Here is a 14,492-nt window from a genome sequence, read left to right on the forward strand (position 1 = left end):
GGTAATTTATTTTAATGGTGATAATGAACGTTTTGGTGATCATGATCGTGCCCATGATCATCGTTACCGACAATCTGATCTACCAAATAATCAGTGACGTCATCAAAAGGCACTAGAGCCTGATTAATGCCATCTTCTTTAGTGCCGGCTTCAGCACGAAGTACTTTGACTGCGGCGGTATTATTCGCAACTTCATCTTCGCCAATAATGACTGCGTATGCTGCACCACTTGCATCGGCCCGTTTCATCTGAGACTTAAAGCTGCCACCAGAGTTTGCCGATGCGCAATGTAGCACAACATCAAGTCCCGCACTACGCAAACGCTCAGCCAGTACAAAGGATTGGAGTTGTGCAGCTTCCCCTTGATGGACCAGATAAACGTCGCATTCATTACGCGTAACCGGCTCGCCGCTAGCGCGCATTAATTCAAGCAAACGCTCCACGCCCATGGCAAAACCACATGCGGGGGTTGGCTTACCGCCAAACATTTCGACCAGTGGGTCGTAGCGTCCGCCGCCACAAACCGTACCTTGGGAACCCAACTGATCGGTAACCCATTCGAATACGGTCCGATTGTAATAGTCCATACCGCGCACCAAACGCGGATTAATGGTGAACGGAATATTGTTGTAGTTAAGGATTTTTTGCACGCCATCAAAGTGGGCGCGGGACTCTTCACCAAGATAGTCTAGTAATTGTGGTGCCCCATTGACCATTTCTTGCATAGCTGGATTTTTAGTATCCAGGATACGCAACGGATTGGAATGCAAACGACGTTGCGCATCAGCATCCAACAATTCTTTATGCTGCTCAAAATAAGTGATCAAATCAGCACGATGACGATTGCGTTCTGCAGCATCACCGATCGAGTTTAATTCCAGTTTGATATTTTCCAGGCCTAGGTCATCCCACAACCGCTGGCAAAGCATAATCAACTCAGCGTCAATATCTGGGCCGGTGAAACCAATTGCCTCGGCACCGACTTGATGAAACTGACGATAACGTCCGCGCTGTGGGCGCTCATGACGAAACATTGGGCCGCTATACCACAACCGCTTAGGACCGTCGTAAGTCAAATTATGTTCAATCGTGGCACGCACTACGCTGGCGGTACTTTCGGGACGCAAAGTCAGATTGTCGCCGTTCATTGAATCGGTGAACGAATACATTTCTTTTTCAACTATATCGGTCACCGCACCGAGGCCGCGCGAAAACAATGCCGTCGGTTCGACAATAGGCGTACGAATCTGCTGAAAACCGTAGCTCTTCAGTACTGATTCGACGGTATTTTCGAATAATTCCCACAGTGCTGCGTCAGCTGGCAGGATGTCGTTCATCCCTTTGACGCCTACAATTTTTTCGACTTTTTTATTTTCAGACATGCTTCTTGATGCTCACTTGAATATTCATTATTTGGAGGTGGGCTATCGCTATATAGTTCAGCGCATCACCTTAACCACCCGATTCCTTATACTCAAACAGTTTGTTTGGTATAACGTTTTTTTACGTAATCCAGCACAATACCCTGAAACTCTTCAGCAATACGCTCACCGCGCAAGGTCATCTTTTTCTCACCATCGATAAACACTGGCGCAGCAGGCGATTCACCGGTCCCCGGCAAACTGATGCCTATATTCGCATGCTTTGACTCACCGGGACCATTTACGATACATCCCATAACAGCCACATTCATACCTTCGACGCCCGGATAATCTTTCTTCCACACTGGCATCTGGTCACGCAGATAGGTCTGGATTTTATCCGCCAAATCCTGAAACACTGTTGAAGTGGTTCTGCCACAGCCAGGGCAGGCAATCACCATCGGTGCGAATTTACGCAAACCCATCGTTTGCAATATCTCTTGCGCTACTACGACTTCTTTACAGCGATCGCCCCCCGGCTCCGGTGTCAACGAAATCCGAATGGTATCGCCGATGCCTTCTTGCAGCAGCACTGATAATGCAGCGGTCGAAGCAACAATTCCTTTGCTCCCCATACCTGCTTCAGTCAATCCCAGGTGCAATGGATAGTCGCAGCGTCGCGCTAACTCGCGATACACCGCGATCAAATCCTGCACACCGGAGACCTTGCAAGACAAAATGATGTTGTTAGGGGCAAGACCTAACTCTTCGGCACGCACAGCGTTTTCGATCGCCGATGTCACCAAAGCTTCGTACATAACAGCCTGCGCCACCCAAGGATCACTGCGCTGCGCATTCTCGTCCATAATGCGCGCCAATAGCGCCTGATCGAGACTACCCCAATTGACGCCAATACGGACTGGCTTATTGTACTTGCATGCGATCTCGATCATTTGCGCAAACTGCGTGTCGCGCTTGGCACCCTTGCCGACATTACCCGGATTAATCCGATATTTAGACAACGCTTGCGCACATTCTGGATAGTCGGTCAGCAACGTGTGGCCGTTGTAATGAAAATCGCCGACTAAAGGCACGTCGATTCCCATCTTATCAAGCTGCTCGCGAATCGCAGGAACAGCGGCCGCTGCTTCCGGCCTATCTACTGTGATTCGCACAAGTTCGGAACCGGCACGCGCCAAATCTTTGATTTGAATTGCAGTCCCAATCGCATCCGCAGTGTCAGTATTGGTCATCGACTGCACCACGACAGGCGCACCTCCACCGACCAATATTTGACGCGAGCCATAACTGATCATGGCAGCGCGACTAGTACGGCGCATACTTGGACCTGAAGCTATCGGGGAGTTCTGGTGCGACATGGCGTCTTGGCTTTCTAACTTATTTCAGATTCAGTCGGGCGATATTGTTTTTGGTACCAGCCTTCAGATCAAGTGGAGCACCTCGCAAGGTTGCTTCAACACCGGACAGATTACCAATGACAACAGAAACCGGCTGATCAATATCAAATGTTTCCGTACTACCTGCTTTACCCACGCGTGAAAAAAGCGTGCTTTTATCTGCACGCTTTATCTCCACCCACGAATCTTGCTTAAAAGTCAAACTTAGTTTATTTGCACCAGCAGCCGGAACTACCGCGTCAACAACGGCCGGTTGAGGCTTGGCATTGACGGTTTCCGCGGCATGAGCGGCAAAGGCGGTACTACTAGCATCACTATTTGCAGCACTGACGGCGGGTACAGAGGAAGCACTCAGGGTTTCACCTTCAGCTACTGATGCTGCATGCGGAGAACCTATTTCTGCCGAGGGCTGACGTAGCGCAGAAAATCCACCCAATTGCGCCACAATGACGACCACCACAACGAACAAAATGCCGCCGAATATCCATTTATAGGGTACCCGATTGCGCCCTGACAGCAACAATCTGGACTCGGCAAAGATAGTTGCTCGGGACTGCGCCTCAGACGCATGTATCCGGGCGGCAGAAACCGGTACTGCGCTTGGCAAAATCGTAGCTGGATCAAGCCCCAACATCTTGGCATACGACCGAATATAACCTCGCGTCATGACAATTGTCGGAAGCGCAGCATAATTATCAGTTTCAATTGCATGAATCTGACGTGGAGCAAGCTTTAACTGATTGGCAACATCATCTATCGACCAACCATGCTGCTGACGCCTGTGCGCCAATTGCTCACCAACAGAATGGACATGCTCAGCCGCGTGCTCGCTATGACTAAGCGCTTCTTCAGCAAGGGGTTTAGCAATAAATTCTTGCGGCTCACTCATTAAAGACTCCGCGCTGATAGGAGGCATATTCTGCTGATCCCGGATAACGTCGACGCAACTGCGTCACTAAATTTATTTCTGCCACGCGATCACCCAACTTGCGCTCCACCTTAATTGCACTCCATAAAACATCGGCATTCAGCACGTCTACTTTGGTCACCAGACCCATATAAAACCGAGCACGCTCAACATCCTGGCGATCAGCGGATAACAACGCCAGATTCACGTTAGTTAGCGGATTGCCCGACTCAAACTGGAATGCCTGTAAAAAATACCGCTCAGCGCCGGGGCTATCTTTCATTTTCAGACTACAGACTCCAGCATTCGTAAGTGCCTTGGCCGGAGATAAGTAGGAGCGACTTTTCAATGCACTCTGAAAATAGGCAATGGACTCTTTTTCACGCCCGTTTTGACATAGAAACCAACCATAGTTATTGGCGATATCAGGATTATTAGGTGCTAATTTAAGGGCTCGTTGCAAATTATCATCGGCCAATCTGGATTCACCCATATCCATATAAATCAGTCCACGCATGCTGTAAGCATCGGCAAACCCGGCATCCGAAGCTAGCGCCTGCTTTACTTCATCTAACGCAACTTCTAATTGCCCCTGCCCGTAATAGCCGACAGCTAATTGCAGGCGAATACGCGCACGGCGTTGGGCATCCGTAAGGTCAGAATCGGTAGGAAGTTCACGGCGGGCTTCTGATTCGCTGCCACTAGCAAGATTTCCACCGGACTGGTTTGCGCACCCTGCTAACAAAGTTAGCGACGCTAGAACCATCAGTAAAATACTCACGTACCCTCGGGTCACTCTGATACCTCGACCAGACGACCAAAATTTTTGCCAAATTTTTGCTGATACTCTGCCATTTTTTGCATGCGCTCCTGGACCTTTGTACGATCCTGCACTTCGCCAGCTAGCTGTCCGCAAGCGGCATCGATATCATCGCCGCGAGTCTTGCGTATCGTCGTAACGATATTAGCGTCCATCAGAATTTGCGCAAATGCTTTGATTCGCGGATTATTGGAGCGCTTAAGACCAGACTCAGGGAAGGGATTGAAGGGAATCAAGTTGAATTTGCAAGAGACCGCTTCGCTGCCACTGCGGCCCTGGACTAAAGCAATCAATTCGCGCGCGTTGGCATCGCTATCATTGACGCCATCAAGCATACAATATTCGAATGTTACAAAATCGCGTGGCGCGAACTCCAGATAGCGGCGGCAAGATGCCATCAGTTCGCTAAGTGGATATTTCTTATTTAATGGCACCAGGCCATCACGCAAGGCATCATTGGAGGCGTGCAAAGACACTGCCAGCGCGACGGCGCAATCTTGCGAAAGTTTATCTATCATTGGCACCACACCGCTGGTCGACAACGTCACGCGACGCCGGGACAGACCATAAGCATTATCGTCCAACATCAATTTCAGAGCGGTTACAGTAGGTTCGTAATTCAACAGCGGTTCACCCATACCCATCATTACCACGTTGGTAATTTGGCGCTCACCCTTTGGACCCGGCTCAATATTTTTTGATTTCCGTAATTCAAATTCAGCCATCCACAATTGGCCGATGATTTCACCTACCGTCAGATTGCGACTAAAACCTTGCTTACCCGTCGAACAGAAGCGGCAATTTACCGCACAGCCGGCCTGTGTCGAGATGCACAGCGTGCCACGATTTTCCTCGGGAATAAATACGGCCTCTACGGCGTTACCCTGACCTACATCAAGTAACCATTTGCGGGTGCCATCAGTGGAAGTGTGATCACTAATGACAGCTGGAGCGGCGATCATCGCACGCGTAGCCAGTTTGTCTCGCAACGACTTGGCCAGATCAGTCATGCTGTCAAAATCGCTTGCGCCGAATTGGTGTATCCAGCGAAGTAATTGCTTAGCGCGAAACGGCTTCTCACCCAACGCATCGCAATAAGCGACAAGTTGCGCGGGGTCCAGGTCCAGCAGGTTGGTGAGAGCTGTCATGACAGATTCCATCTAATAGTTGGCAGATCGGAACAAACAAAGAGATTGTGAAACGCCGATCACACCAACAGACTACTACTTACAGATTTATTGATACTTCTAATTTGATACTTTACTACTTCCTGGCTTGCGAATTAACGTGAATAGACGTTTAGTGCAGGGAAGAAATAAGCGATTTCAACGGCTGCGGTTTCTGCAGCATCGGAACCGTGTACTGCATTAGCGTCGATTGAATCTGCGAAATCAGCACGGATTGTGCCTTTGTCGGCTTTCTTTGGATCAGTAGCGCCCATCAAATCACGATGAGTCAGAATGGCGTTTTCGCCTTCCAATGCTTGTACGACAACTGGACCAGAGATCATGAAATCAACCAGATCCTTGAAGAAAGGACGGGCTGCATGAACAGCGTAAAAACCTTCTGCTTCAGCACGGGACAAATGCAACATGCGCGACGCGATAATCTTCAGGCCTGCATTTTCAAAACGGCTGTAAATTTGGCCGATAACGTTTTTAGCGACTGCGTCTGGTTTGATAATCGACAGGGTGCGTTCAATTGCCATCAAAAAAACTCCAATAAAATAAGGGTTAACTAGTACAAAACTACTAAATTCAGGATGAATGCTCGGCTAAGACTGATTTATTTATAATTCAATCAACCTTAGATTTTATCACGAAACACCCGAAGAATGACCATATCGCACCTCGCCCATGATGGCGCAGAACCTAAGGCGCCGAATGTGGTCAGAATCACCGTAGCACCTGCTAATCGAACCTGCGATAGCTCTATCACAACGTGCTATGCTTCATCTGAGCTTACGTTTGTGCAATTACATGGGGGAAATAATGAATTCAAATTTTCAAAATCGCTACGCATCAACGGGAACCACAGCAAGTCTCAGCGGCGTCCGTAATCGCGTGCTTCGCAATACATACTGGCTGCTAGCGCTGTCGATGATTCCGACAATTGGCGGTGCTTGGCTAGGCGTGCAGCTAAATTTCAATATCTTTAGCGGCAGCCCGATGATCGGGTTCATTGCGTTTATGGCAATCGCTTTTGGCTTCTTCTATGCTATTGAAAAGACAAAAGAAACCGGCTGGGGTGTTGTTGTATTGTTAGGATTTACCTTCTTTATGGGGCTAATGCTCACCAGACTTATTGAACATACGCTCAAATTTTCAAACGGCGGAACCCTGATTATGACGGCGTTCGGTGGTACGGGGATTGTATTCGGCGTCATGGCTACGATTGCAACCGTCTCCAAGCGTGATTTTTCTGGAATGGGCAAATGGCTTTTCGCTGGTCTGCTCGTAATTATAGTCGCCAGCGTTGCAAATATTTTCTTACAGTTGCCTGCGCTATATCTGGCCGTATCCGTGATCGCTATCGGTATTTTCTCTGCCTATATTTTGTATGATGTACAACAAATCATCAACGGCGGCGAAACAAATTACATTCGGGCAACATTAAATATTTACTTAGATGTCTATAATATTTTTGTTAATTTACTGTCATTGCTAGGCATTTTTGGCGGCAATCGCAATTAATTAAAGATATCGTCACCAGATCTTCGCAGCACTGATAAAAAAGCCGACCTACATGGTCGGCTTTTTATTGACTAAAACACAAAGCGCATTCGGATAGTCGCACTAGGCTGCTGCTTCAATCAGATCAAACACCGCAATTGATTCTACATGCGCCGTATGCGGGAACATATTTACCACCCCAGCTTGCGACAACCGATAGCCACCCTGAATAAGTAGTCCAGCATCCCGCGCTAATGTCGACGGACTGCACGACACATACACAATCCGCTTAGGCATCAGGCTACGATTAAACTCTGCCAACCCCACCAATGCACTGCACACTGCGGCCGCCCCGTCACGCGGAGGATCAATGAGTATCCGATCAAATTGTCCTAGCGCAATAAAATCTTCGGTAGTGGCATCAAATAAATTCCGGCAGTAAAAAGTCGTTTTATTTGCAAGATGATTAACCGATGCATTTTCCCGCGAACGTGCGATCAAGGCTTCGCTGCCATCGATACCCACCACCTCCCGCACCTGCGTCGCGAGTGGCAACGTAAAATTACCCAAGCCGCAAAACAAATCAGCAATACGCTCATCCGGCAACGCACCCAACAAACGCAAGGCTTTAGCGACTAATACGCGGTTGATCTGATGATTCACTTGCGTGAAATCAGTTGGCTTAAATGGCATGCGGACATTAAATTCGGGCAGGCTGTAATACAACTCACTTTGCGCTGGATAAAACGGTTTAGCGGTTTCTGGCGCGCCGGTTTGCAACCACCACTGGATCTCGTACTCGTCTGCAAAGGCCTTCAATTTAGCCTCATCCTCGCGGCTTAGCGGTGCCATGATGCGCAGTACCATCACAGTGACATTACCTTGCGCATTTTCGCCAACAGCCAATTCAATCTGCGGTACATGCTCGATGACCGTGAGCGAACTGATTAATCCACGCAACGGCAAGAGCATAGCGGACACGTTCGCTGGCAATATATCGCAGCTCGTCATATCCGTAACGTAGGGGGACTTTCGCTCATGAAAACCCACCAGAACGCCACCCTTTTTTGGCACATTGCGTACCGAAATCCTGGCGCGATAACGATATCCCCACGTCGGGCCAAAAATTGGCCGCAACATCAGGTCCGGCTTGATCTTACTGATATGCCATAGGTTATCTTCTAAAACGCGTTGCTTTACTGCAACCTGGGCATTCGGCTCCAAATGCTGCATAGCGCAGCCGCCACAAACACCATAGAACTGGCAACGCGGTTTAATGCGCGATACAGATTCCCGGTGCAAGGCTGTCATAGTCGCGAATTCCCATTTCTTTTTCTTTCGAAATGAATGGAAACTGACATTTTCACCAGGCAACGCTCCCTCTACAAAGATAACTTTACCTTGGCTGCCATCGTCATTTTGTAAATGGCCTATGCCACGCGCATCCATGTCGAGCGATTTAATATCAATAGTGATGTCTTCAGGCATAGAGATAACAATACATTGCTAAAGTCGCCCTACTTATTTCGACGCAGCCTTTTCGACTGCGTAAACGCCATTACGCTAAGTATCAATGACCGAGTCTGGCGAAATACACAACCGGAACGGAACTGACATCAGCAGGCTATGGCATGGAAATAGTAAGTGAAGACGACAGTTAATGAGAGGTGGGAAAGGACGCGATTATAACGACAATCTAACGATTATCGTCAGCCAAGAAGACTATTGAGAAAGCCGACGGTTACAAAAAGGCATCTTTACCAACGCCTTTTGCACCTAAAAGGCGTTTTAACTTAACCAATGCTTCTTGCTGAATTTGCCGTACACGCTCGCGGGTGACGCCGATTTCAACTGCCAACTCCTCTAAGGTAGAAGGATCATCATTGTCGAGGCCGAAACGACGCATAATCACATTGCGCTGCTTATCTGTCAGTCGTTCTAGCCAAACCCTCACCAAAAGCGACATTTCTTTCTGCTCTGCGCAAGCGTCAGGGTTTTCTTCCGTGGCGCTTGGCAACAAATCCATCAAACTAGCCAATGGATCTTGATCAAGCGGCGCATCCAGCGATGTAGCATGTTCAGAAAGAGCTAATACCGCTTGTACCTCATCGACTGGCCGACCTACTAAATGGGCAATATCTTCAGCGTTGGCATCTTTGCCATCATGATGCTGTGCTTCAAGATGATATTTTGCGCGCAAAATTTGGTTTAACTCGCGCACCATATGTACTGGCAGGCGCACGGTCCGGGCCTGATTCATGATCGCCCGTTCGATACTTTGTCGTATCCACCAAGTGGCATAGGTGGAAAAACGAAATCCTCGCTCCGGCTCAAACTTATCGATGGCCCGCATCAGGCCTAGATTACCCTCCTCGATCAGGTCGAGTAAGGTAACGCCGCGGTTAATATAGTGTTTGGCGATTGAGACGACCAAGCGCAAATTGTGCTCGATCATTTTTTGGCGAGCCGGAAAATCGCCCTGCTTTGCCAATGTCGCAAAATGGACTTCTTCGGGGATAGTCAGAAGTGGGCGGGTGCCAATCTGATTCAAATAATGCTGCGTAGTATCAGTTGATAACTCTGCCGCCAGCACCTTTTTCAGCTCATCAACACCGTCGACCACCACTACAACGCCATCAACGCTGACTTCGACATCCGCCATTTCAATGTCATCGACCTCATCGATATCGTCTTTTTCTGCGGCGAGATCACGATCATGCTCGCCGAGAATGTCTTCCGGCAACTCGTCGGATGAGGTCTTATCTTGATCGCTCTGTTGAGCTGGAAGCCGCTTGTTCATTTAGTCATTCACTTGGTTAATGACGCAGTTGACAACCTCATTGAACACGTTACAAACACGCTCCTTGCAAACAACTATTTTGATCTATTCTAACGCGCCACAAAAAGTTTAGCGACCTGGCAAAAATTTAGATGGATCTACAGGCTTACCTTGTTGACGGATTTCAAAATGCAGCTTAATCGCATCACTATCAGAGTTTCCCATTTCAGCGATCTTCTGACCTTTGCTAACAACCTGTCCCTCTTTCACAAGAATAACCTTGTTATGCGCATATGCGGACAATAAATTATTAGTGTGCTTAACGATAACTAAATTACCGTACCCCCGGATGCCACTGCCAGCGTACATTACCTTGCCCGATGCTGCGGCAACTACGGGCTGGCCGGATTTTCCGATAATATCAATCCCTTTTTTACCCTGATCGAAACTACCCAGCAACTTGCCTTCAGCAGGCCACATCCAGTCTACGCGATCATCATCTCCACTGATAGCAACTGACGGAGGAACTGCCTTTTCGCCACTCTTTGGCGCATCCGGTTTTATTTCAGTGCGTGCCTCGGGTCTTGCTTCTACTCGTGTTTCTGCGCCAGATGGCGCATCTGGTCTTTGCAATTCAGCCAATGCGCTATCGGAGTAAGGCCGCTTATCGCCACGCGGGCTAGTCTTATTGCCGCCGCTTACTGTGCTGGATGATGTATTGGCAGAAGTCGATGCAGAAGGCGCAGAACCTAATTGCCGTACTTCTACGCCAGAACCCATCGAAACACTGCCGACCTGTGGGCCACCTGCAAGGCTATTGCCGCCTTCAGGAGGTTGTACCCGCAAGACCTGATCCACCTTAATATCGTTGGCGTTATTCAGATTATTCCAGCTAACAATATCGCGATAGCTTTGTCCGAATTCCAGGGCGATCCGATACAACGTATCGCCCTTCTTTACAGTGTAATAGCCAGGCCCACTTGGCCGGACGGCCTGTGATGCGCTAGCTGTAGCGGGAGTTGCACTAGCACCACCGATCCTGCGTTCAACCACTGGAGCAGGTGTTCTAGTGGTACTGCATGCGGCAATCGAGGCGACAATTATTCCTAACAATATCAGGCGTGTTTTCTTCATTCTCATTACATTATTATTTGCGACGTATCGCGGTTAAGGCCGAATTGAATACCGCATTGAACGCGATAGCATTTTATGGATTAGCACCTACCAATTTCATATAAAGCGTTGATGCCGGTAGTGCACATCCTGACCCAATGTATATCGCTTTTGAGACATTCCTGCCGTATTTTGACGCCCTATGCAATCCCTGCACGCAACGGCACAAAATGACAATCTTCCAGCGTCGTACTGGTCCAGTCGAACTTGCTGATGCGCTGAATCAACTGGAGTACCTGATGACGCGATCCCACCGGTGCCACCAGCCGACCGCCTATCGCCATCTGATCCAGCAATGCCTGCGGCACTTCAAGACCCGCTGCGGCTAGGATGATGCCATCAAAAGGCGCCACTTGCGGCAGGCCAAGCATACCATCTCCGTAATGCAGACGGATATTCGCAACACGCAGCGGCCGCAAGTTGCTCCGAGCCAGCTCATGCAACGGCTTGATACGCTCAATCGAATACACTTCTTTCGCAACCAGCGACAATACTGCCGCCTGATAACCGCAACCAGTCCCAATTTCCAACACGCGATTCAAGACACCGCCGTGCTGATTATCGCGCATGACTTCAATCATGCGGGCAACGATATAAGGCTGTGAAATAGTTTGATGGTGACCAATCGGCAGCGAAGCGTCAATGTAAGCCTGACTGGCCAAGCCCGGCTCCATAAACATATGGCGCGGCACCGCAGCCATCGCGGCCAGCACACTAACATCACTCACGCCCTGCTTAGCAATTCTTGCCACCATCGCTTTACGCACGCCTTCAGACACCAGCGATGCGGAGCGCTCTCCGGTTTGCTGCTGATTACTCAAATTAGTCGTCGGCACCGCATTACTCTGCCGCACAGGCGTCCCCGGCGGACTGAAAACAGGCGGTTTGACGGACGACAGACCAAAAGACGGCTTGGGCGACAAAGAGGATTTAGCACTATCGTAAGCCGCATTTCTAGTCGCTGTCTGCGGCGTCGCGACAACACGATTAGCGCGTTGACCGGATGACTTCGACTTGGAATCGACTACCGACGATAGTGTCAATGGAAAGCGCTTAGGCGCTTCCGTCATGATAAATCCTTCGCTAACGCCGCCAGTTGCGTGGTGTGGGTCACATCAATCTGCAATGGCGTGATAGAAACATGGCCTTGACTGATTGCATGAAAATCAGTTCCTTCACTCGCATCTTTAGCTGCGCCAGCTGGGCCAATCCAATAAATTTCTCGCCCGTGCGGATCTTGGGTTTTAATCACGGATTCGGACACGTGACGTTTACCTAGTCGGGTCGCCAATGCCGGTTTTAACTGATGATAAGGAAGATTGGGAATATTGACATTCAGCAAATAGGGCTGCGGCAAATGATCGAAGCGCCGCTCCACCAGCTCTTGCGCCACCTTAGCGGCAGCATCCAGCTCATCCCAGCCTTTGTGCACTTGCGAAAATGCAATCGCAGGAATACCGAACAAGAACCCTTCGGTTGCGGCCGCAACCGTGCCCGAATACAACGTGTCGTCGCCCATATTCTGGCCCTGATTAATCCCTGAAACGATCAAATCTGGCCGAAAATTTAGCAGACCTGTGAGCGCTATATGGACGCAATCAGAAGGCGTGCCATTCACGAAATAAAAGCCGTTTTCCGCCCGGTGCACAGATAACGGCCGATCCAATGTCAATGAATTGGACGAACCCGATCGATTGCTATCGGGCGCAACAACCACAATCTCGGCAATTGAGGTAAGCGCATTCGCCAGCGCAATAAGGCCGGGTGCCAGATAACCATCGTCGTTACTGATGAGAATTTTCATAGCAGAATTTTACCTGAAGCCATCATAGGGTTAGGCGGAGATTTACGGTTTTTTACGGTCTGTCGCCAAGACAGGGATAAAACTTAATTTTAGGCGGTATTTGCTATTTTTTCACTAAAGCGCTTGATTATGGTGCGATGCAACAAATAATTCTGAACTTTCTTAAGAAAAGAGGTATCGTAATCATTAACACGATGTGTTTTTGCTGTTCCTTAAGCACATAAAGTCGTTACATACGCGCACAGCATTTCATGCGTTCTTAACGTATTTACCGATCCAACTTAGGAACTATTATGACGACTATGACAACGCCAGAAGCTGCGGCCTCTGCAACAGAAAATCCCTACACAGCCTGGAACGAACTCGCGGCAAAAACCGCAGAAATGATGACAGCATCGGCCCATGTCATCAGCCATAGAAGTATGCGCATGGCAATGGCAGGACCAATACCAAATCAGATCGACCAAGCGGAATTCAGCCTGATGGGAAAAGAAAAAATAGATGCGCTATCCGAGTCGGCAAATGCAATGACGCTACGCATGATGGGCCTGCATCAACAGATCGCCAAATTAACGCTGCAGCAATTGCTGCTCGGTACAAAAGAATTGATTGCAGTTGCCCTCAGCGCATTCGTCAAACCTGCCACGCTTGGCCGAGGCAAATTGGTCTATCACCAGATGACCAATTCTACCGAAGCAATATCTCAATTAAACGCCTCATTGGCAGATGTGGCCCAGATAGGTTTGGAACCCCTGCACGCAAGAGCAACCGCCAATGCGATACGATTGGCAAAACTTTAACGGATACCATTTTTCTCCACCAGCGCGGTGGGGCCCATCTCTCTGCATGCCTGCTGCGTCCAATCAAACGGTGAATCGCGCGTCAACTCCACAAAGATGACTGCATTCAACGGTTGTGCGGCGCACAATATAACGGATAGTAGTGGGTGCGCCAATTCTTTTAAATACCAGCCATGACCCGACGATAACTTTCCGCCATCGCCGATCATTTCCGGTTGAATAGCCTCGTTATTCGTCAAAATATCAGCGTTTGACATAAACTTGTACAAAGCTTCCTTAGCGCTCCACAACGCATAAAATGCCGAAACTCTCGCAGCTCCCGAGTGCACGGATAACCAGTTGTTTTCGCTAGCAGAAAATACAGACTGACTTAGGGCAATCAAATCGCGGCTGCCATCGCGCATCTCAATATCCAGCCCAAGCGACATATCAGCACTGGCAGCACAAGCAACCCAACCCTGACTATGCGACAAACTGATGTTCGGCACCGCATGTAACTCACCTCGCATCATCGGTAACGGACTATTATTTTTCCGCTCAATCACGCTGACATCATCAAATGCAAGATCGGTTAATCTGGCAACGGCAAACCTTAAAAGAATGCGACCAATCAGAAATTCGCGTTGCCGCAGCGGCCGTATAAAACGGTGATAGCGATGCTGCTCTGCATGGCTTAAGCAAGCCAGCCAAGGTTCTAGTTCACGGTCCGACCAACGATTGCCATCGATCATCCATACCACAGCAGGCCGCATCGTCAA

The 14,492-nt window shown here is 49.0% G+C and carries 14 protein-coding genes; 2 read left to right on the forward strand and 12 right to left on the reverse strand.

The features are described 5' to 3' along the window. Positions 1-11 precede the first annotated feature (11 nt). The 6 genes from hisS to ndk form a co-directional block, all read right to left on the reverse strand. Positions 12-1,382, reverse strand: coding sequence for a histidine--tRNA ligase (hisS, locus tag C7W93_RS08100; RefSeq protein WP_108439549.1), 1,371 nt, complete (start codon positions 1,380-1,382; stop codon positions 12-14). Between the two features lie 92 nt (positions 1,383-1,474). Then, complete coding sequence (ispG, locus tag C7W93_RS08105; protein WP_108439550.1) at positions 1,475-2,740, reverse strand: flavodoxin-dependent (E)-4-hydroxy-3-methylbut-2-enyl-diphosphate synthase; 1,266 nt, start codon at positions 2,738-2,740, stop codon at positions 1,475-1,477. Between the two features lie 19 nt (positions 2,741-2,759). After that, positions 2,760-3,668, reverse strand: coding sequence for a helix-turn-helix domain-containing protein (locus C7W93_RS08110; protein ID WP_161539899.1), 909 nt, complete (start codon positions 3,666-3,668; stop codon positions 2,760-2,762). Then, positions 3,661-4,452 (reverse strand): type IV pilus biogenesis/stability protein PilW, encoded by a 792-nt coding sequence (pilW, locus tag C7W93_RS08115; RefSeq protein ID WP_108439552.1) that lies wholly within the window; start codon positions 4,450-4,452, stop codon positions 3,661-3,663. Before pilW ends, C7W93_RS08110 begins: the two co-directional genes overlap by 8 nt. A gap of 26 nt (positions 4,453-4,478) precedes the next feature. After that, a complete protein-coding gene (gene rlmN, locus C7W93_RS08120; protein ID WP_201747178.1) occupies positions 4,479-5,654 on the reverse strand; it encodes a 23S rRNA (adenine(2503)-C(2))-methyltransferase RlmN in 1,176 nt (391 codons plus the stop codon). Between the two features lie 134 nt (positions 5,655-5,788). Further along, positions 5,789-6,214 carry a nucleoside-diphosphate kinase gene (ndk, locus tag C7W93_RS08125; protein WP_108439554.1) on the reverse strand — a complete coding sequence of 142 codons (426 nt, stop codon included), beginning with the start codon at positions 6,212-6,214 and terminating at the stop codon, positions 5,789-5,791. Between the two features lie 283 nt (positions 6,215-6,497). Between ndk and C7W93_RS08130 the strand changes: the two genes are divergently transcribed. Continuing rightward, positions 6,498-7,199 (forward strand): Bax inhibitor-1/YccA family protein, encoded by a 702-nt coding sequence (locus tag C7W93_RS08130; protein ID WP_108439555.1) that lies wholly within the window; start codon positions 6,498-6,500, stop codon positions 7,197-7,199. A gap of 102 nt (positions 7,200-7,301) precedes the next feature. Here C7W93_RS08130 and rlmD read toward each other — a convergent pair whose 3' ends face one another. From rlmD to surE, 5 genes are all read right to left on the reverse strand, one after another. Then, positions 7,302-8,666, reverse strand: coding sequence for a 23S rRNA (uracil(1939)-C(5))-methyltransferase RlmD (gene rlmD / locus C7W93_RS08135; RefSeq protein ID WP_108439556.1), 1,365 nt, complete (start codon positions 8,664-8,666; stop codon positions 7,302-7,304). Between the two features lie 253 nt (positions 8,667-8,919). Beyond that, the gene (gene rpoS, locus C7W93_RS08140; RefSeq protein ID WP_225869868.1) at positions 8,920-9,840 is read right to left on the reverse strand and encodes an RNA polymerase sigma factor RpoS; all 921 of its coding nucleotides are present in this window, start codon (positions 9,838-9,840) and stop codon (positions 8,920-8,922) included. A 246-nt stretch (positions 9,841-10,086) separates the two neighbouring features. Beyond that, entirely contained in the window at positions 10,087-11,091 is a 1,005-nt protein-coding gene (locus C7W93_RS08145) for a peptidoglycan DD-metalloendopeptidase family protein (RefSeq protein WP_108439558.1), read from the reverse strand. A 179-nt stretch (positions 11,092-11,270) separates the two neighbouring features. Beyond that, positions 11,271-12,200 carry a protein-L-isoaspartate(D-aspartate) O-methyltransferase gene (locus tag C7W93_RS08150; protein ID WP_108439559.1) on the reverse strand — a complete coding sequence of 310 codons (930 nt, stop codon included), beginning with the start codon at positions 12,198-12,200 and terminating at the stop codon, positions 11,271-11,273. Further along, entirely contained in the window at positions 12,197-12,934 is a 738-nt protein-coding gene (surE, locus tag C7W93_RS08155; protein WP_108439560.1) for a 5'/3'-nucleotidase SurE, read from the reverse strand. The genes C7W93_RS08150 and surE overlap by 4 nt, the downstream gene beginning before the upstream one ends. A gap of 293 nt (positions 12,935-13,227) precedes the next feature. Between surE and C7W93_RS08160 the strand changes: the two genes are divergently transcribed. Further along, positions 13,228-13,734 (forward strand): polyhydroxyalkanoate granule-associated phasin, encoded by a 507-nt coding sequence (locus tag C7W93_RS08160; RefSeq protein WP_108439561.1) that lies wholly within the window; start codon positions 13,228-13,230, stop codon positions 13,732-13,734. On the opposite strand, the gene C7W93_RS08165 is transcribed toward C7W93_RS08160, so the two are convergent. Beyond that, positions 13,731-14,486 (reverse strand): 4'-phosphopantetheinyl transferase superfamily protein, encoded by a 756-nt coding sequence (locus tag C7W93_RS08165; protein WP_108439562.1) that lies wholly within the window; start codon positions 14,484-14,486, stop codon positions 13,731-13,733. The two genes, C7W93_RS08160 and C7W93_RS08165, sit on opposite strands and share 4 nt — an antisense overlap. Positions 14,487-14,492 lie beyond the last annotated feature (6 nt).

Origin of the sequence: Glaciimonas sp. PCH181, from assembly GCF_003056055.1 — a bacterium.
GTDB lineage: Bacteria > Pseudomonadota > Gammaproteobacteria > Burkholderiales > Burkholderiaceae_D > Glaciimonas.